This is a genomic window from Actinocatenispora rupis (assembly GCF_016861975.1).
Lineage (GTDB): Bacteria > Actinomycetota > Actinomycetes > Mycobacteriales > Micromonosporaceae > Actinocatenispora > Actinocatenispora rupis.
Window position 1 is genome coordinate 53,448 of record NZ_BOMB01000024.1, and the last position, 18,477, is coordinate 71,924.

The following is an 18,477-nucleotide window of genomic DNA, read 5'->3' on the forward strand; positions in this document are numbered from 1 at the left end:
GCTGTGCCACTCATCGAGACGACGGGGCTGCGCAAGGAGTTCACGGTGCGCCGGAAGGCGGGGCGGTTCCGCCGGCGCCGGCACGCGGTGGCCGCCGTCGACGGGATCGACCTGGCCGTCGAGCGCGGCGAGATGCTCGGGTACATCGGGCCGAACGGCGCGGGCAAGTCGACGACATTGAAGATGCTGACGGGTGTGTTGAGCCCGTCGGGCGGTGAGGCGCGGGTGTGCGGCCTGCGCCCCGTCGCCCAGCGTACGAGGCTGGCCCGGCGGATCGGCGTGGTGTTCGGGCAGCGTTCGCAGCTGTGGTGGGACCTGCCGTTGCGCGAGTCGTTCCGGCTGCTGCGCTACGTGTACCGGGTGCCGTCGGCGGAGCACGCGGCGCGGCTGGCGGAGTGCCGCCGGCTGCTCGACCTGGACGAGTTCCTCGACACCCCGGTACGCCAGCTCTCGCTCGGGCAGCGGATGCGCGGTGAGATCACCGCGGCGCTGCTGCACGGCCCGGAGGTGCTGTTCCTGGACGAGCCGACGATCGGCCTGGACGTGGTGAGCAAGCAGGCCGTCCGGTCGTTCCTGGCGGACCTGGGCGCGGCCGGCGACACCACGCTCGTACTGACCACGCACGACCTGGCCGACATCGAGAAGCTGTGCCGCCGGCTGGTGGTCATCGACCACGGCCGGGTCGTACACGACGGGTCGCTGGCCGAGCTGCACGCCCGGTACGACTCGCGCCGGCGGGTGGTGGTGGACCTGGACGCGCCGTGGGACGGTACGCCGGTGCCGGCGGGCGCGACGGTGGAAACCGTTGCGGCGGACGGGTTCCGGGTCACGTTCGGCCTTGCCGGCGGTACGGCGGGGGACCTGGTCGCGGCGCTCGCGGGTACGGGTTCGCTGCGCGACGTGTCGGTGCTGGAGCCGGACATCGAGGAGGTCGTCGCCCGGCTGTACGCGGAGCCCGCCTGAGTCGATTGGGCCGGTTTGGGACCTCGCGGTGATCAGATCTCGCGTTAATCATTGACTAAATCCAGAAGACGTAAGAAACTTTCCGGCTATGTAGCAAGCTCGTACATGGTTGGCTCAGGGTGGGTCACCAGGCCGGGAAGGAACGAGCATGAGCGCAGACCGGAGGCAGCGGCCCGGACCCGGGTCGGCGGTGGTCGCCGGAGGTCCGGACGGCTCGCGCGCCGACGCGACCGTCCGCAACGCGATGGGGGCGGGGCTGTCGCGCCGCTCGGTGTTCGGCGCCGCGGCCGGGCTGGGGCTGGCCGCGGCGCTGGCCGGCTGCGGCCCGGACGGCGGCAGCGGCAAGGGCAGCGGCAAGCCGCTGGTCGTGCACGTCAACGACACCGGGTCGTGGCAGCGCAACTTCAACCCGTACGCGGTGACGCAGAACGTCGGCACCGTCGGACTGTTCTACGAGCCGTTGCTGTTCTTCAACAAGCTCAAGCCGAACGACATCCAGCCGTGGCTCGCCACCAAGTACGAGTGGAGCGACGGGGGCAAGACGCTCACCGTGACGCTGCGGGACGGGGTGACCTGGTCGGACGGCAAGCCGCTGACCGTCGACGACGTGGTCTTCACGTACCAGTCGATGCTGGACGACCCGTCGCTGAACAAGGGCGGCGTCGAGCTGTCCGGCGTCAAGGCGGGCGGCAAGGACACCGTGGTGTTCACGTTCCCGTCGACGTCGTACACGAAGCTGTGGAACCTGGCGGGTCAGGTCGGCATCGTGCCCAAGCACCTGCTGGCCGGCAAGAAGCTCGGCACCTTCACGAACCCGAACCCGGTCGGCACCGGGCCGTACACGCTGAGTTCGTTCTCCTCGCAGGTGTTCCAGGTGAAGGCGAACCCGAAGTACTGGAAGGGCAAGGCGAAGGTCCCGGTCGTCAAGTTCCCCGCGTACACGGCGAGCGCGGTGCAGACCGGCCTGCAGACCGGTGAGATCGACTGGGCCAGCGCGTTCGTGCCGGACCTGAAGAAGATCTACGAGCGCAACGACCCCGCGCACAACAAGCACTTCTTCCCGTCCGAGGGGCTCAACGCCCTGATGGCCAACACCGCCAAGGCGCCCTTCGACAAGCTGGAGGTACGCCAGGCGGTCAGCCTCGCGATCGACCGCGACCGGCTGGTGAAGAACGCCGAGCGCGGGTACGTCGGCGCGGCGCACCCGAGCGGCCTGCCGATGCCGGCGAACGCCGACTGGGTGCCGGCCGAGTACAAGGACGCGACGTTCACGGTCAACCAGGCGAAGGCCAAGGAACTGCTCGCGAAGGCCGGGTACGGCAGCAAGAAGCTGGCGTTCGAGCTGCTGGTGCCGTCGCCGTACACGGACTTCGTGAACGCGGCGCAGCTGATGCGGGAGGACCTCGCCAAGGTCGGCATCGCGATGACCGTACGCGGCGTGGCGATCCAGGACTGGGTGGCGAAGGTCGGCAAGGGCGACTTCGACATCACGCTGCGCGGCGCGGTCGCCGGCCCGACGCCCTTCTACCTGTTCCGGCAGATGCTGTCGAGCAAGCTGACCAAGCCGGTCGGGCAGGTCGCGACGGGCAACTACGGCCGGTGGAAGGACGCCGAGACCGACAAGCTGCTCGCCGCGTACGAGGCGACCGACGACGTGGCCAAGCAGAAGGCCGCGGTACAGGGCCTGGCGAAGATCGTGATCGAGCAGGTACCGGTGATCCCGCTGTTCGACAGCCCGTCGTGGTCGCTGTACCGGACCACGAAGTACACGGGGTGGCCGAGCGCGGAGGACCCGTACGCGATGCCGTCGCCGGCCACCGCACCGGACCTCGCCGTCGTACTCCTGCACCTGAAGCCGGTGTGACGCTTGCGTTACCTGCTGCGGCGGCTCGGGTTCTACCTGATCACGGCCTGGGCCGCCATCACCATCAACTTCCTGATCCCCCGGCTGATGCCGGGGGATCCGGTCGACCTCATGGTCGCCCGGATGAACGGGCAGATCGACCCGGACGCCATCGCCGCGATGAAGCGCGCGTTCGGGTTGACCGGCGGCAGCCTGTGGAGCCAGTACTGGACGTACCTGGGGAACCTGGCGCACGGTGAGCTCGGCCGGTCGATCACCATGTACCCGACGGAGGTCAGCAGCGTCATCGGCGGCGCCCTGCCGTGGACGCTCGGCCTGGTCGGCATCGCCACCATCATCAGCTACGTGATCGGCACCGGTCTCGGTGTGGTCGCGGCCTGGCGCCGCGGTACGTGGCTCGACTCGATCCTGCCGGCCACCACGTTCCTCCAGGCCGTGCCGTACTTCTGGGTCGCGCTCGCGCTGGTGATGGTGTTCGGCGTGACGCTGTCCTGGCTCCCGGTGTCGGGTGCGTACTCGCTGGACGTGGAGCCCGGGTTCACCGGCGACTTCCTCGGCAGCATGGCGTACCACGCGATCCTGCCGGCGATCACGATCGTCGTGGCGTCGATCGCGGACCGGGTGATGGGCATGCGCAACGTCATGGTGACCACCCTCGGCGAGGACTACGTGACGATGGCGGAGGCGAAGGGGCTGACCAGCCGCCGCGTCATGTGGGCGTACGCCGCGCGCAACGCGATCCTGCCGAACATCACGAGCTTCACCCTGTCGCTCGGTTTCGTGGTCGGCGGCTCGGTGCTCACCGAGATCGTCTTCTCGTACCCGGGGATCGGCTCGGTGCTGCTGAAGGCCGTGGAGAACGAGGACTTCCCGCTGATGCAGGGCATCTTCCTGATCATCTCGCTCGCGGTACTGGCGGCGAACTTCCTCGCCGACCTGTGCTACGTGGCGCTGGATCCCCGCACCCGGCAGGAGGCATGATGCCGCGCTCCCCGAAGATCATCGCCGGCGGCGTGATCCTGGTCTTCTTCATCCTGCTGGCGCTGGTCGGCCCGGTGCTCGTCGACGGTGACCCGACGAAGACCACCGACGTCGGGCTCGCCGGACCGTCCGCCGCGCACTGGCTCGGTACCACGCAGAGCGGCCAGGACGTGCTCGCCCAGGTCGTGTACGGCGCGCGCGTCTCGCTCGGCGTCGGCCTGCTGTCGGCGCTCATCGCGACCGTACTGTCCATTGTGGTCGGTCTGATCGGCGGGTACGCCGGCGGCGTGGTCGACGAGGTGCTTTCCTTGCTCACCAACATCTTCCTGGTACTCCCGGCGCTGCCGCTGGTGATCGTGCTCGCCGGGTACCTGCCGTCGCGCGGGGTCACGTCGGTGGCCGCGGTGATCGCGGTGACCGGGTGGGCGTGGGGCGCGCGGGTGCTGCGGGCGCAGACGCTGACGCTGCGCGGCCGGGACTACGTGCAGGCCGCGAAGGCCAGCGGCGAGCGCGCCTGGCGGATCATCTTCGCCGAGATCCTGCCGGTCGAGTTCCCGGTCATCGCGACGAGCTTCCTCGCCACCGTACTGGCCGCGATCCTCGCCGAGGCCGGCCTGTCGTTCCTCGGCCTTGCCAACCTGTCCACCGTCAGTTGGGGCACCATGCTGTACTTCGCGCAGAACAACCAGGCGCTGCTGGTCGGTGCCTGGTGGTGGTTCATCCCGCCGGGCCTGTGCATCGCGCTGATCGGCGCCGGTCTCGGCCTGCTCAACTTCGGCATCGACGAGATCGCCAACCCGCGCCTGCGTACGGTGCTTCCCAAGCGCCGCAAGCGTTTCGGGGCGGGCCGGTGAGCACGGACGATCGGCTGCGGCCGAGCCCCGGTACTGCGTCGTCCGCCGATCGGCGAAGCGAACCATCAGCGCCGAGCGCCCCGGGCAGCCCGGTACTGTCGATCGAGGGCCTGTCGGTGGACTACCTGACCGGCTCCGGCGCGGTACACGCGGTGGACGGGGTGTCGTTGACGTTGCGGCGCGGCGAGATCCTCGGCCTGGCGGGGGAGAGCGGCAGCGGCAAGTCCACCCTGGCGAACGCGGTGGCCCGGCTGCTGCGCCCGCCGGCGGTGGTCACCGCCGGCAGCGTCACGTACCACCGGGCGGACGGGTCGGCGACGGACCTGCTGCGGATGGGCAAGCAGGAGCTGCGGCGGTTCCGGTGGAAGGAACTGGCGGTCGTCTTCCAGTCCGCGATGAACTCGCTGAACCCGGTGACCACGGTGGGCAGCCAGGTCGACGACGTACTGCGGGCGCACGACCGTTCGATGTCCACAGTGGAGCGTCGGGACCGCGCGGTGGAACTGCTGCGCCGGGTCGGCATCTCCGCCGACCGGGCCAAGAGCTACCCGCACGAACTGTCCGGCGGGATGCGGCAGCGCGCGGCGATCGCGATCGCGCTGGCGCTCAACCCCGAGATCATCATCATGGACGAGCCGACCACCGCGCTGGACGTGGTGGTACAGCGGGACATCCTGCGGGAGATCAAGGCGCTGCGCGAGGAGTACGGCTTCGCGGTCGTGTTCATCACGCACGACCTGTCGCTGCTGCTGTCGATGGCCGACCGGATCGCCGTCATGTACGCGGGCCAGCTCGTCGAGCACGGCGCGGCCCGCGACGTGCACGACCACCCGCGGCACCCGTACACGCTGGGGTTGTTGCGGTCGTTCCCGAAGCTGCGCGGACCGCGCGAGGAACTGCTCGGGATCCCCGGCACCCCACCGGATCTGCGGGACCTGCCGCCGGGCTGCCCGTTCCATCCGCGGTGCCGGTTCGCGGTCGACGCCTGCTCGGCCGAGCAGCCCGAACTGACCGAGGTACACAGTGGACAGTGGGCGGCGTGCCTCGCGCACGGCCCGTCGTACGGACCGGTTCCGGTGGAGCTGAGCGCAGGGGGGTCGCGGTGACCGACGAGGTCGTACTGGCGGCGGAGAACGTCACGAAGCACTTCGCCGCGTCCCGTGGCCGGCGCTTCGGCCTGGGCAAGCGCCCACCGGTACGCGCGGTCGAGGACGTGAGCCTGAACCTGACCGCGGGCCGGATCACCGCCATGGTGGGCGAGTCCGGCTGCGGCAAGTCGACGGTGGCCCGGATGCTGGCCCGGATCTACCCGCCCACCAAGGGCCGGATCCTGTTGCGCGGCAAGGAGGTCACCGACTCGCGGGCGTACCGGCGGAACGTGCAGATGGTGTTCCAGGACCCGTTCGCGTCGCTCAACCCGTTCCACAAGGTGCACTACCACCTGGCGCGGCCGCTGAAGCTGCACGGCCACGCCCGTACGAAGGCCGAGGTGGACGAGCAGGTCGCGGCGCTGCTGGAGCGGGTGAGCCTGACCCCGGTCGAGCAGTTCATGCACAAGCTCCCGCACGAACTGTCCGGCGGCCAGCGGCAGCGCGTGGCGATCGCCCGCGCGCTCGCCGCGCAGCCGGTCGCGCTGATCGCCGACGAGCCGGTGTCGATGCTGGACGTGTCGATCCGGCTGGGTGTGTTGCGGCTGCTGGAGAAGCTGGCGCGCGAGGAGAACCTGGCGCTGCTGTACATCACGCACGACATCGCCAGCGCGCGCTACTTCGCCGACGACATCCTCGTCATGTACGCGGGGCAGCTCATCGAGCAGGGGCCGAGCCAGCGGGTCACCGACGACCCGGCGCACCCGTACACGAAGCTGTTGCTGTCGGCGGCGCCGGACCCGGACCAGGTGGACGACGAGGAGGACACCACCGACCACGGCGAGCCGCCGAGCCTGATCAGCCCGCCGTCCGGCTGCCGGTTCCACCCGCGCTGCCCGGTCGCGCTGCCCACGTGCAGCACCACGGCCCCGCTGTTCACCGCGCTCGCCGACGACCACCACACCGCCTGCCACCTGTACGACCCGGCTACCGTCGCCGGATGAGCAGCGCGGTGCCCACGCCGGCGGCGAGTACCAGGGCACACGCCAGGCCGAACGCGGCGGCGGTACCGTCGGCCGCCGCGTGCGGGCCGCGCGCGGCGGCACCGTACACGGTGGTGAGGACGGCGAGGCCGAGCGCGCCGCCGATCTGCTGGAGGGTCTGGAGGGTGCCCGAGGCGGCGCCGGTGTCGGCGGGCGCGACGGTGCCGAGGATCGTCGCCGACGCCGGTACGAAGCTGGCGCCGACGCCGACGCCGAGCAGCGCCATCGGCCCGAGTACGCCGGTGAGGTAGTCGTCGGCGGCGTCGAGTCGGCTCAACCAGGCCGTTCCGGCGGCCAGGAACAGCGCGCCGGCGAGCATCGTCGGCTTCGCGCCGAACCGCGCGATCAGCCGCGGCGCGTACCGGGCGACGACGAACGACAACCCCGTCAACGGCAGGAACGCCGCCCCGGTACGCAGCGCGTCGTAGCGCAACGCGCCCGCCAGGTACTGGCTGACGAAGAAGAACGCGCCGAACATGGCCGCCGGCAGCAACAGCATGCTCAGGTACGCGCCGACCCGGTTGCGGTCGGCGAACAGCCGCAGCGGCAGCAACGGTTGCCGTACCCGGGACTCGACGAGCAGGAACGCGACCAGCAGCGGCACCGCGACCGCGAACGCGGCGACCGTACCAGGGGCGCGCCAGCCGGCCGCCGCCGCGTGCAGGAACCCGTACGCCCCGGCGCCGACGGCTCCCGTCGCGGTGAGCGCGCCCGCCACGTCCGGCCGGCCAGTGGCACGCGGCGTCTCCGCCAGCGCGAGTGGCGCCAGGAGTACCAGGGCGATGCCGATCGGCACGTTGACGAACAGGACCCAGCGCCACGACACCCACGCGGTCAGCATCCCGCCGACGATCAGCCCGACCGAACTCCCGGCGCCGCTGATCGCGGAGTACAGGGCGATGGCGCGGACCCGGGCGGGGCCGTCGAACGTGGTCACGACGAGCGCGAGCGCGCTGGGTGCCGCCATCGCCGCACCGACCCCCTGCGCGGTACGCGCGGCGATCAGCATCCCTGCGCTGCCGGCGAACCCGCCCACCAGCGACGCGGCGGTGAACAGCGCGATCCCGGCGAGCAGCAGCCGCCGCCGGCCGAGCAGGTCGCCGGCCCGTCCGCCGAGCAGCAGCAACCCACCGAACGCCAGCGTGTACGCGTCCATCACCCACGCCAGGCCCGTCGGCGAGAACCGCAACCCGGTACGGATCTGCGGCAGCGCCACGGTGACCACGGTGGCGTCGAGGATGAGCATGAGCTGGCAGGTGAGGATCAGCGTGAGCGCCAGCCGGGCGTACCGGGGCCGGGTGGCGCGGGTGAGGGTCGTCGTCATTGGTGTTCGATCGGCTCTCTGCGCGAGGATGGGCACACACGAGCACGGCGGTAATCTGGAGACAGTCTCCGGTTCCGCCGGGGACGACAATACGGAGATGGTCTCCGTTTGGCAACCGGTTGGGAGACAGATGGGTACCCCGGTGCGGGCGATGCGCCCGATGCGCGCCGACGCGCGCCGCAACTACGAGCGGCTGCTGTCCGTCGCCCGGGACACGTTCACCGAGCACGGCGCCGACGCCAGCCTCGACGACATCGCCCGCCGCGCCGGCGTCGGCCCCGGCACCCTGTACCGGCACTTCCCCAACCGGGACGCGCTGCTCGGCGCCGTACTCGCCGACTGGGTCGAGGACCTGCGCGGCCAGGCCACCGAACTCTGCTCCGACCCGACACCCGACGCCGCCCTCGAACGCTGGCTCGGCCTGCTCCTCGGCCACCTCACCACGTACAAGGGGCTCGCCGCCGCGATCATCGCGAGTACGGGGGAGGACCACTCCGCGCTGGCGCACGCCTGCGACCCGATCCACGACACCGGCGCCACGCTCGTCACCCGCGCTCAGTCGGCCGGTACGGTCCGCGCCGACGTCACCGCCGCCGACATCCACCGGATGGTCCACGGCATCGCGCTGATCACCGAGAACCTGCCCGACCGCGACGACGCCGCCCGCCGGATGCTCGCCGTCCTCACCGCCGGCCTGCGTACGCCCTGACCACGGTGGCGCCGGGCGCCGCGGAACCGGCGCGGCCCGTCAGAAGTGTTCGAGCAGGAACGGGGTGGCGCGCGGGAACAGGACACGCAGCGCGTCCGCGGTCGGCGCGTCGAGCGTGCCGTACCCGCGGAGCGGCAGGTCGGCCGGGTCGAGCACGCCGTACACCAGCGCGGCGAGGCCGTGGCCGGTCAGCTCGGCGGTCGGCGTACCGCCGGGGTGGACCGACAGGGTGCCGTTGCCGGCGAACGTCCACACCCCTCCGACCAAGTCGTCCACCACCCGGACGGTGACCTCGCCCGTACCGACGGGGATGCCGGCGAGGCCGGGCACGGACAGCACGCGGACCATCGGCGCGGGCTCGTGCAGCGGCGCCTGCCGGGACCGGACGGTCACGTCGATGTCGGTCACCCAGGTCGCCGGCTCGTCGACCGGACGCAGCGGCAGCGACACCGTCGTCACCTGGTCGGTGTGCCGGGCCAGCCAGCCGAGCAGCAGCGTGCGCGCCACCGCCCCGTCGTACTGGAAGCGCTGCACGGACAGCTCCCCGCCGTACTCCCGGATCTCGTACGTCAGGTAGCCGGCGGGGCGGCCGTCGACCCGGGCCACCGCGGCCCACGTACGGTCGTCGGCGTGGGCGGCGGCCAGCTCGGGGTCGGCCCGCAGCGCCATGCCGTGCGTGGTGCGCTGCGCGGCCTCGGTCACCGCGCGGACGTCGGCGGCCACCTCCGGCAACCGGGTCAACGTCACCTCACCCGGTACGTCCGCGCGCAGCAGCGGGGCGAGGTCGGCCGGGTGCAGCGTGGCCCGCGGCTCCGCGCCGATCCCCACGTACCCGAAACGCTCGTAGAACGACGCCCGGAACGGGTACAGCGCGCTGACCACCTGGCCCTGGTCGCGCATGTCGGCCAGCACGTGCGTGAGCATCTCGCGGGCGAACCCGCGCCGCCGCCCGGCCGGATGCGTCGCCACCCCGGCGACTCCACCCATCGGCAGCAGCGCACCCCGTACGTTCTGGGTCATCTCGACGACCGTGGCGGTGGAGCGCGGCTCCCCGTCGTCGAACAGCACGTGCACCCGCCGGTGTCCGATCGACAGGTGCCGGCGCAGCTCGGTGAGGTCGTCGGTGCGCGGACTCGCCTCGAACGCGTACGCGGTGAGCGGCCGCCCGAAACGCAGCCGCTCCTCGCCCTCGACCAGCCGGATCTCGGTCACCCGGGCCCCCCTACGGACGCTCGCCGATCTTGACCTTCGGGTTCGGCATCCGCAGCTTGCGGAACGTGATCGAGCGCATGATCGCGTACCAGTAGAGCCCGCCGAAGCGGACCTGCGACTTCGGGTACTTCGCCTTCACGGTCTTGCGCACCCGCCGGCAGACCAGCACGCAGTCGGCGATGAAGATCACGGCCAGCGCGTACCACAGGAACTGGGTGACCAGCCGGACGACCGGCGGCATGCCCTGCGACGTGCCGATCAGGATGACCAGGGCGGCGATCAGGAAGTAGCTCCCGACGTTGCGCCGCGAGTCGACGACGTCGCGCACCAGCGCGCGCTCGGGGCCGCGGTCGCGGGCCGGCAGGTACCGCTCGTCGCCGGCCATCATCTTCTGCCGGGCCTCGGACCGCTCCACGCGCTGCCGCTCACGCAGCCGGCGCGCGGCCTCCTTGCGGTCGGCCGGCGGCGCCTCCGCGGAACGCTTCTGCGCGTCCTTCCGCTTCGGGGTCGGCCGCCCCTTCTTCTCCGTGTACGCCTTCGGGCGCGCGCCCGCCTCGACCGGTGGCGTGTCGTCCGCGCCGTCCGGTTCGGTGGCGGCGGGCTCGGTCTTGCGCTTGAACAGGGAGGGCACGCACGAAGGGTAGCCGGAATCAGCGTGCCGCTTCCACCGGGCCACCGGCGGCCAGGCGTACCGGTCCGGTCGACGACGGCATGCCCGGGCCCTCGACCGTCGCACCCAGCGCCGCGAGCTTCGCACCGAAGTCCTCGTACCCACGGTCGATCAGGTTGACGCCGAAGACGCGGGAGGTGCCCTCGGCGGCCAGCGCCGCGATGAAATGGCTGAACCCGCCGCGCAGGTCCGGAATGACCAGGTCGGCCGCCTGCAGCTTGCTCGGCCCGGAGATCACCGCCGAGTGCCGGAAGTTCCGCTGGCCGAACCGGCACGGCGTCGACCCCAGGCAGTCCGAGTACAGCTGGATCGTGGCGCCCATGCTGACCAGCGCGTCCGTGAAACCGAGCCGGTTCTCGTACACGGTCTCGTGGACGATCGACAGGCCGCGCGCCTGGGTCAGCGCCACCACGAGCGGCTGCTGCCAGTCCGTCATGAAGCCGGGATGCACGTCCGTCTCCAGGGCCACCGCCCGCAGGTCGCCGCCCGGATGCCAGAACCGGATCCCGCCGTCGGTCGGCGAGTCGTCCACCTCGAACTCGCCGCCCACCGACCGGAACACGTTCAGGAACGTCATCAGGTCCGCCTGCCGCGCCCCGCGTACCGTCACGTCGCCGCGGGTGGCCAGCGCCGCGCACGCCCAGCTCGCCGTCTCCAACCGGTCCGGCAGCGGACGGTGCCGGTAGCCGCGCAGCCGCGGTACGCCCTCGATCCGGATCACCCGGTCGGTGTGGATCGTGATGATCGCGCCCATCTTCTGGAGCACCGCGATCAGGTCGCAGATCTCCGGCTCCACCGCCGCGTTGCGCAGCTCGGTGATGCCCTCCGCGCGCACCGCGGTCAGCAGGATCTGCTCCGTCGCCCCCACACTCGGGTACGGCAGCGTCAGCTTCGTACCGCGCAGCCCGGCCGGCGCCGTGATGTCCAGCCCCTGCGGCGTCTTCTCCACCGTCGCGCCCATCGCGCGCAACGCGTCCAGGTGGAAGTCGATCGGCCGGTCACCGATCCGGCACCCACCCAGGTCCGGGATGAACGCGTGCCCCAGCCGGTGCAGCAGCGGCCCGCAGAACAGGATCGGGATGCGGCTCGACCCGGCGTGCACGTTGATCTCGTCGACGTTCGCGCTCTCCACGTTGGACGGGTCGAGCGTGATCCGCCCGTCCGGACCCGCCGTCACGTGCACGCCGTGCAGGTTCAGCAGCCCCGACACGACCTCCACGTCGCGGATCGCGGGCACGTCGTACAAGGTGCTCGGGGTCTCGCCGAGCAGCGCCGCCACCATCGCCTTGGAGACCAGGTTCTTCGCCCCGCGTACCCGGATCTCGCCGTGCAGCGGCGTACCGCCCCGCACCACGAGCTGGTCCTCCGGGGCCAGCAACGACCCGTCCGCGAACGACACCGGCCGCTCCGCCACCGCCGTACCCCGCGCCGCAGTACGCGGCGGCGTCCCGTGCGCCACCGACTCGCCGCTCCCTCCGGAGAACGCCGCGGGTGCGGTCCGGTCTCCGCTCTGTGCGGATGGTTCGCTGCGGCCTTCGGCGAGTGCCGTGGTCGGGGGTGCGGGTGGCTGCCTCCGGTCTCCGCGCTGCGCTGTCGGTTCGCTGCGGCCTTCGGCGAGTGCCGTGGTCGGGGGTGCGGGTGGCTGCCTCCGGTCTCCGCTCACGGCATCTCCTCCTTGGTTGCTCGCGGGACGTACGCCGGGCCGCCGTGGCCCGGGCCGGACCTTAGCGGTTCCGTTACCGAACGCAGCCATCCACGCGCCGACGCGTGATGAATCCCCCACTCCGACCCGGGCCGCAACCGCCGCGGGCAATCCGTCGTCGTACCCTCCGCGCACCGCGCCGGACCTGCCGGTACGCCCGAAGTCCGCCATGCCGGAAACCGCCGGTCGCCGGTGCGTCGCCGGTCGGCTCCGCGGGACACCGGACGGGACCTCTCCTCACTGTCCGCTCAGATCGGGCGCGGCGCGTGCCGACTGCCGGAACCGCGTCACCCGGCAGTGGTACGACCTGTCGGGCGTGCGGTTGACTGCCTCCCATGCGCGTACTGATCTGTCCCGACAAGTTCGCCGGCACGCTGAGCGCCCCCGAGGCCGCCGACGCGATCGCCGCCGGCTGGCACGACTCCGCGCCCGACGCCGACGTCGACCGCCGCCCGCTCGCCGACGGTGGGCCGGGCTTCCTCGACGTACTCGACGCGTCGCTGTCCGGTACCCGGGTGCCGGTGCGGACCGTCGACCCGCTCGGCCGTTCCGTCGACGGCTGGCTGCTCGTCGTCGGCGACACCGCGTACGTGGAGAGCGCCCAGGCGTGCGGCCTGCACCTGGTCACCGCCGAGGAGCGCGACCCGAATCGGACCACGTCGTACGGGCTGGGGCTGCTGCTGGCGGCGGCGGCCGAGGCGGGCGCGCGTACCGCGGTGGTCGGGTTGGGTGGGTCGGCGACCAACGACGCCGGGGCCGGGATGCTCGCCGCGCTCGGTGCCGCGCCGGTCGACGACGCCGGGCGGGTCCTGCCGTACGGCGGGGCCGCGTTGACGCACGTCGCCGGCCTGTCGGGGGTACCGGTGCTGCGGCAGATGGCGCTGGTCGCGGCGACCGACGTGGACAACCCGCTGACCGGGCTGCACGGCGCGAGTTCGGTGTTCGGCCCGCAGAAGGGCGCCGACCGCGCCGACGTCCTGCTGCTCGACGACGCCCTCACCCGGTACGCCCGGGTCCTGGTCCGGGACGTACCCGGGTGCCCGCCGGACGTGGCCGAGCTGCCCGGTGCGGGTGCGGCCGGCGGACTCGGCGCCGCCCTGTACGCGCTGGGCGGCCGCCGCGAGTCCGGCGCCGGCCTGGTACGTACGGCGGTGGGGTTGGACGCGGCGCTCGACGAGTGCGACCTCGTCGTGACGGGGGAGGGGTCGTTCGACTTCCAGTCGCTGCGCGGCAAGCTGCCCGCGGTGGTGGCGGCGGCCGCGGCCGAGCGCGGCGTACCGTGCCTGGTGCTCGCCGGGCGGGTGGACGTCGGCCGGCGCGAGTCCGCCGCGGCGGGCATCGAGGCGGCGTACTCGGTGGTCGAGCAGGTGGGCGGGGTCGAGGCGGCGATGGCCCAGCCGTACGCGGGGCTGCGCGCGCTGGCCGCACGGGTCGCCGGACAGTGGGCCTGAGTACCGCGAACCGGACATACCCACCGTGAGTCCGTGACTGCGGGGCAGCTCACTGGACGAGCCGAAATGCTGTGCGACTATGGGAATGCATGCCAACGGCGCCGTTGTTCACGCCAGGTGGCAGGCGGGCCACGGCCCGCACGGCTGGGAGGTGCCCCGCGACGGGCACACCTGGCGGACAGCGACGACACGACCGACCGGCGCAGGGAGCACCACGTGACTGTTCAGCAGACCACCGAGACCACGTCCGACGGGATCCAACTCACCGACGGCGCGGCGGAGAAGGTCAAGGCACTGCTCGACCAGGAGGGCCGGGACGACCTGCGGCTGCGGGTCGCGGTCCAGCCGGGCGGCTGCTCCGGCCTGCGGTACCAGCTCTTCTTCGACGAGCGTTCGTTGGACGGCGACGTCGTCAAGGACTTCGGCGGCGTCGGCGTCGTCGTCGACCGGATGAGCGTGCCGTACCTGTCGGGCGCGACCATCGACTTCGTCGACCGCATCGACCGCCAGGGCTTCACCATCGACAACCCGAACGCGACGGGTTCCTGCGCCTGCGGCGACTCGTTCCACTGACCGTCGAGCGCTGACAGACCCATCCGGCGCGGGGCATCATGTGCCCCGCGCCGTTTTGCGTCCGCTCCGGCCGATGCTGCGGCGTGTCGCCTGGTCCGGCGCCGCGGGCGTACCCGTTGGTCGGCGGTGGCGTCGGCTGACATGATCGTCGGCTGTGAGTACGCACGAGTCCGCGGTCGGCCGGCACGCGAGCTGGCTGGAGCTGTTCTTCGACCTCGTCGCGGTCGCGGCGGTGGCGCAGCTCGCCCACCGGTTGCACGGCGAGGTGGGCCCGTCCGACGTGGGCCTGTTCGTCCTGCTGTACCTGGCGGTCTGGATGTGCTGGTCGGCGTTCACGCTGTACGCCAACGTCGCCCGCGAGCGCACCCGCCGCCGGTCGATGCTCGCCGCGATGTTCGTCATCGCGATCATGGCGGCGGCGATCCCCGAGGCGACCGGGCCGCGCGCCGTCGTCTTCATCGTCACGTACGTGGTGGTCCGCGCGCTGGGCGCCCGAACCTGGCAGGGCACCGGCACCCACCTGACGGCGTGGCCGTCGGTACAGGGCCTGATCGGGGTGCTGCCGTGGGTGGCGTCGATCTGGGTCGACCCGCCCGGCCGGTACGTGCTGTGGACCGTCGGCCTGGCCATCGACATCGTGCTGCCGCTGCTCGCGAACGCGGAGCGGCGCGTCCCGCGCTTCGCCCAGCGGTTGATCGAACAGCAGGCCGAACGCGAGGGCCGGGCCGCGCCGGACATGTCGACCCTCGTACCTCGGCCGGCGGAGCTGGACCTGCCGCACCTGGCCGAACGGCTCGGCCTCTTCCTGATCATCGTGCTGGGCGAGGCCGTACTCCAGGTCGTGTCGGCGGCGGCGGAGCTGCCCTGGACGGCGGGCCTGATCGCCGTCGCGCTGGGTGGGTTCGCGCTGCTCGCGGGCATCTGGTGGCCGATGTTCCGGTACGGCCTGGTCGGTAGCGCCGGCCGGATGCTGCCGGTACGGCTGGCGATGCCGCTGCACTTCCTCACCGCGGCGGGTATCACCGCGCTCGCGGTCGGACTGGGTGGCCTGGTCGCCCATCCGGTCGGTCCCGCGCCCGTCGCCGACCGGTGGCTGCTGTGCGGTGGTCTGGCGGCGTGGGGCCTGTCCGGGATCCTCGGCGCGCCGCGGGCCGGGCGTACCCACTGGCTGCTGGTGGCGGGGGCGCCGGGACTCGTCCTGACGCTCGGCCTCGGCGCGTTCGGTGCGCGGCTGCCCGGCGTGGCCCTGGTCTGGCTGCTCGTCGTCGTGGTCGGCGGGCACCTGGGGTACGGCATGCGCCTCGATCGCCGTGCCGTGACGGCCTGACCCGCGCCACCCGGTACGCGGCGCGGCATTTGTGCGGGTACGGTTCCCGGCGGCGGGGCGTGAACGCGCGACGAACGGCCGGTACGCTGGCGCGGCGCCCAGTTGGCCGAGAGGTAACCGTCCGGAAGGTTCCGTCATGAAGATCGCCGTCGCTGGATCGATCGCCACCGACCACCTGATGCACTTCCCGGGTCGGTTCGCCGACCAGTTGCTGCCCGACCAGCTGCACCAGGTGTCGCTGTCGTTCCTGGTCGACGAGCTGGAGGTACGCCGCGGCGGGGTCGCCGCCAACATCGCGTTCGGGATGGCGCAGCTCGGGCTGAGCCCGGTGCTGGTCGGCGCGGTGGGCTCGGACTTCGCCGACTACCGCGGCTGGTTGGAGCGGCACGGCGTCGACTGCGCCTCCGTGTACGTGTCGGAGACCGCGCACACCGCCCGTTTCGTCTGCACCACCGACGAGGACATGTGCCAGATCGCCTCGTTCTACGCGGGTGCGATGGCCGAGGCGCGCAACATCGAGCTGCAGCCGGTCGTGGACCGGTTCGCCGGCCTCGACCTGGTCTTGGTCGGTGCGGACGACCCGGAGGCGATGCTGCGGCACTCCGACGAGTGCCGGGAACGGGGGCTGCGGTTCGCCGCCGACCCGTCGCAGCAGCTGGCCCGGATGTCCGGGCCGGACGCGATCCGGCTCATCGACGGCGCCGACTTCCTGCTCACCAACGACTACGAGAAGAGTCTGCTGGAGCAGAAGACCGGGCTCACCGAGGCCGAGATCCTGGACCGGGTCAAGGTGCAGGTCACCACGCTCGGCAAGGACGGCGCCCGGATCACCGGCAAGGGCATGGAGCCGGTGCACGTACCGGTGGCGAAGGAGATCGCCGCGCACGACCCGACGGGCGTCGGTGACGGCTTCCGCGCCGGGTTCTTCGCCGGCCTGTCGTGGGGCCTGTCGCTGGAACGTTCCGCGCAGGTCGGCAGCATGCTCGCCACGATGGTGCTGGAGACCGTCGGCACCCAGGAGTACGTGGTGAAGCCGGTCGACTTCGTCGCCCGGCTGGCCGAGTCGTACGGCGACGAGTGCGCCGACGAGGTGCGCGGTCACCTGCCGGAGTGACCTGGTCGGCGCCCCGCGACCGGCACGCGGGGCGCCGAATTTCGGCCAACCACCATCGAACGACGTTCGTACCCCATCGGCGTGCGGTCGGTGCAGGTCGAGTAATCTTCCGACCGTTGGCGACACCAGTCGCCGCACCATGTCCCGGCGGTCGGGCACGTTGACAGCCAGGATCGTTACCGCAGAGGAAGGCAGGAGCAGGTGGTCGCAGGTCCATCAGACTCCGCTCGCACCCGCCGTCCGGCCAGGGCCGGCCAGGGATCCCGCCGCGGGTTCCGGCGCCTCGCCGGTGTCACGGCCGGTGGAGTGGTGCTTCTCGCGTCGCTTGCGGGCTGCTCATTCAAGGACGCGTTCGCTTTCGGCTGGCCGCACGGCGGCATCACGCCGCAGGCGCACCGGATGTACGACATGTGGATCGGGTCGACGATCGCCGCGCTGGCGGTCGGTGTGCTCGTGTGGGGCCTGATCTTCTGGTGCATCATCCGCTACCGCAAGCGTGGCGAGCAGCTCCCGGTGCAGACCCGGTACAACCTGCCCATCGAGCTGGTGTACTCGATCGTCCCGTTCTTCATCATCGCGGTGCTCTTCTACTACACGGCGATCACCGAGTCGTACGTGAACAAGGAGCACAAGAACCCGGACGCCACGGTCGACATCGTCGCCTTCAAGTGGAACTGGCAGTTCCAGTACCCGGACAGCAAGGACAACAAGGGCGAGCCGGTCGCCACGACCGGGTCCAGTGACTACATCCCGGTGCTGGTCGTCCCGACGCACAAGACGATCCGGTTCAACGAGACCAGCCAGGACGTCATCCACTCGTTCTGGGTGCCGGAGCTGCTGTTCAAGCGGGACGTCTTCCCGAAGCCCACGACGAACTCCTTCGAGGTCACGGTCGAGAAGGAGGGGGCGTACGTGGGGCGTTGCGCCGAGCTGTGCGGCACGTACCACTCGCAGATGAACTTCGAGCTGCGCGCCGTGAGCTGGACCGACTACCAGAAGTTCCTGCAGGACAAGCAGAAGGGGATGTCCACCCCGGCTGCGCTGTCCGACATCGGCCAGGCGCCGTACGCGACGACCACGCACCCCTTCAACACCGACCGCACGTCGCGGAAGGCGAGTTGAGATGAAGACCGAGTCCCGAATCTTCAACCTGGTCGCCGTCTTCCTCGCGATCGCGGCCGTGGTGTACGGGTGGTGGACGCACGCGTCGACCGGGCACGTCGAGGTCATCGGCGTCGTCGCGCTGATCCTGTCGATGCTGCTGCTGTTCATGTGCGGCTTCTACTTCGCGTTCATCGCCCGCCGGATGGAGCCCCGCCCGGAGGACCGCGAGGACGCGGAGATCGCCGAGGGCGCCGGTGAGATCGGGTTCTTCAGCCCGGGCAGCTACTGGCCGTTCGGTCTGGCCTTGGCCGCCGCCGTCGCCGGCATCGGCGTCGTGTTCTGGCAGGTCTGGCTGCTCATCGCCGGCCTGGTCGCGGTGGTCCTCGCGGTCTGTGGCTTCGTCTTCGAGTACTACACGGGCACCCGGCGCGTACACGGCCACGACTGAGTTTGGTTGTGGTCGCTGCGGCGGCCTGACTCGCTCACGTCCCCCGTGGT

General features: G+C 71.5%; 16 protein-coding genes and 1 pseudogene. 13 read left to right on the top strand and 4 right to left on the bottom strand.

The features are described from left to right. Window positions 1-3: 3 nt before the first annotated feature. From Aru02nite_RS21500 to Aru02nite_RS21525, 6 genes are all read left to right on the top strand, one after another. Window positions 4-963, top strand: a complete 960-nt coding sequence (locus Aru02nite_RS21500; protein WP_203660489.1) for an ABC transporter ATP-binding protein — start codon at window positions 4-6, stop codon at window positions 961-963. Between the two features lie 148 nt (window positions 964-1,111). Further along, a complete protein-coding gene (locus Aru02nite_RS21505; RefSeq protein ID WP_203660491.1) occupies window positions 1,112-2,827 on the top strand; it encodes an ABC transporter substrate-binding protein in 1,716 nt (571 codons plus the stop codon). Window positions 2,828-2,830: 3 nt separating this feature from the next. Further along, window positions 2,831-3,808 carry an ABC transporter permease gene (locus Aru02nite_RS21510; RefSeq protein WP_203660493.1) on the top strand — a complete coding sequence of 326 codons (978 nt, stop codon included), beginning with the start codon at window positions 2,831-2,833 and terminating at the stop codon, window positions 3,806-3,808. Further along, complete coding sequence (locus Aru02nite_RS21515; RefSeq protein WP_203660495.1) at window positions 3,808-4,662, top strand: ABC transporter permease; 855 nt, start codon at window positions 3,808-3,810, stop codon at window positions 4,660-4,662. The genes Aru02nite_RS21510 and Aru02nite_RS21515 overlap by 1 nt, the downstream gene beginning before the upstream one ends. A 95-nt stretch (window positions 4,663-4,757) precedes the next feature. Continuing rightward, window positions 4,758-5,768 carry an ABC transporter ATP-binding protein gene (locus Aru02nite_RS21520; RefSeq protein ID WP_373324941.1) on the top strand — a complete coding sequence of 337 codons (1,011 nt, stop codon included), beginning with the start codon at window positions 4,758-4,760 and terminating at the stop codon, window positions 5,766-5,768. Continuing rightward, window positions 5,765-6,754 (top strand): ABC transporter ATP-binding protein, encoded by a 990-nt coding sequence (locus Aru02nite_RS21525; RefSeq protein WP_203660497.1) that lies wholly within the window; start codon window positions 5,765-5,767, stop codon window positions 6,752-6,754. The genes Aru02nite_RS21520 and Aru02nite_RS21525 overlap by 4 nt, the downstream gene beginning before the upstream one ends. Here the strand turns inward: Aru02nite_RS21525 and Aru02nite_RS21530 are convergent. Then, window positions 6,738-8,117, bottom strand: a complete 1,380-nt coding sequence (locus Aru02nite_RS21530; protein WP_203660499.1) for an MFS transporter — start codon at window positions 8,115-8,117, stop codon at window positions 6,738-6,740. The two genes, Aru02nite_RS21525 and Aru02nite_RS21530, sit on opposite strands and share 17 nt — an antisense overlap. A gap of 130 nt (window positions 8,118-8,247) precedes the next feature. Here Aru02nite_RS21530 and Aru02nite_RS21535 point away from each other — a divergent pair, with 130 nt between their 5' ends. Beyond that, window positions 8,248-8,826, top strand: coding sequence for a TetR/AcrR family transcriptional regulator (locus Aru02nite_RS21535; protein ID WP_203660501.1), 579 nt, complete (start codon window positions 8,248-8,250; stop codon window positions 8,824-8,826). A 39-nt stretch (window positions 8,827-8,865) separates the two neighbouring features. Here the strand turns inward: Aru02nite_RS21535 and Aru02nite_RS21540 are convergent, their stop codons facing one another. The 3 genes and pseudogenes from Aru02nite_RS21540 to murA all read right to left on the bottom strand — a co-directional run. Further along, window positions 8,866-10,038 (bottom strand): GNAT family N-acetyltransferase, encoded by a 1,173-nt coding sequence (locus tag Aru02nite_RS21540; RefSeq protein ID WP_203660503.1) that lies wholly within the window; start codon window positions 10,036-10,038, stop codon window positions 8,866-8,868. Window positions 10,039-10,048: 10 nt separating this feature from the next. Next, entirely contained in the window at window positions 10,049-10,669 is a 621-nt protein-coding gene (locus Aru02nite_RS21545; RefSeq protein ID WP_203660505.1) for a DUF3043 domain-containing protein, read from the bottom strand. Between the two features lie 85 nt (window positions 10,670-10,754). Then, window positions 10,755-12,122 (bottom strand): annotated as a pseudogene (gene murA, locus Aru02nite_RS21550) (UDP-N-acetylglucosamine 1-carboxyvinyltransferase); the annotation flags it as partial. Between the two features lie 623 nt (window positions 12,123-12,745). On the opposite strand from murA, the gene Aru02nite_RS21555 reads away from it, so the two are divergent. The 6 genes from Aru02nite_RS21555 to Aru02nite_RS21580 all read left to right on the top strand — a co-directional run bounded on the left by Aru02nite_RS21555 (window position 12,746) and on the right by Aru02nite_RS21580 (window position 18,427). Beyond that, window positions 12,746-13,861 (top strand): glycerate kinase family protein, encoded by a 1,116-nt coding sequence (locus tag Aru02nite_RS21555; RefSeq protein WP_203660509.1) that lies wholly within the window; start codon window positions 12,746-12,748, stop codon window positions 13,859-13,861. A gap of 216 nt (window positions 13,862-14,077) precedes the next feature. Continuing rightward, window positions 14,078-14,434 carry an iron-sulfur cluster insertion protein ErpA gene (erpA, locus tag Aru02nite_RS21560; protein WP_203660511.1) on the top strand — a complete coding sequence of 119 codons (357 nt, stop codon included), beginning with the start codon at window positions 14,078-14,080 and terminating at the stop codon, window positions 14,432-14,434. Window positions 14,435-14,588: 154 nt separating this feature from the next. Next, window positions 14,589-15,761, top strand: a complete 1,173-nt coding sequence (locus Aru02nite_RS21565; RefSeq protein ID WP_203660513.1) for a low temperature requirement protein A — start codon at window positions 14,589-14,591, stop codon at window positions 15,759-15,761. 136 nt (window positions 15,762-15,897) lie between these two features. After that, the gene (locus Aru02nite_RS21570) at window positions 15,898-16,875 is read left to right on the top strand and encodes a carbohydrate kinase family protein (protein ID WP_203660515.1); all 978 of its coding nucleotides are present in this window, start codon (window positions 15,898-15,900) and stop codon (window positions 16,873-16,875) included. A gap of 201 nt (window positions 16,876-17,076) precedes the next feature. Continuing rightward, the gene (ctaC, locus tag Aru02nite_RS21575) at window positions 17,077-17,997 is read left to right on the top strand and encodes an aa3-type cytochrome oxidase subunit II (protein WP_203660517.1); all 921 of its coding nucleotides are present in this window, start codon (window positions 17,077-17,079) and stop codon (window positions 17,995-17,997) included. A gap of 1 nt (window position 17,998) precedes the next feature. Then, window positions 17,999-18,427, top strand: a complete 429-nt coding sequence (locus tag Aru02nite_RS21580; protein WP_203660519.1) for a cytochrome c oxidase subunit 4 — start codon at window positions 17,999-18,001, stop codon at window positions 18,425-18,427. The last annotated feature ends 50 nt before the right edge of the window (window positions 18,428-18,477 follow it).

Excerpts from the sequence above, each read along its gene's own strand:
- Aru02nite_RS21505 (WP_203660491.1), top strand. The coding sequence starts at position 1,112 with ATGAGCGCAGACCGGAGGCAGCGGCCCGGACCCGGGTCGGCGGTGGTC.
- Aru02nite_RS21515 (WP_203660495.1), top strand. The coding sequence starts at position 3,808 with ATGCCGCGCTCCCCGAAGATCATCGCCGGCGGCGTGATCCTGGTCTTC.
- Aru02nite_RS21530 (WP_203660499.1), bottom strand. The coding sequence starts at position 8,117 with ATGACGACGACCCTCACCCGCGCCACCCGGCCCCGGTACGCCCGGCTG.
- Aru02nite_RS21535 (WP_203660501.1), top strand. The coding sequence starts at position 8,248 with ATGGGTACCCCGGTGCGGGCGATGCGCCCGATGCGCGCCGACGCGCGC.
- Aru02nite_RS21555 (WP_203660509.1), top strand. The coding sequence starts at position 12,746 with ATGCGCGTACTGATCTGTCCCGACAAGTTCGCCGGCACGCTGAGCGCC.
- Aru02nite_RS21570 (WP_203660515.1), top strand. The coding sequence starts at position 15,898 with ATGAAGATCGCCGTCGCTGGATCGATCGCCACCGACCACCTGATGCAC.
- Aru02nite_RS21580 (WP_203660519.1), top strand. The coding sequence starts at position 17,999 with ATGAAGACCGAGTCCCGAATCTTCAACCTGGTCGCCGTCTTCCTCGCG.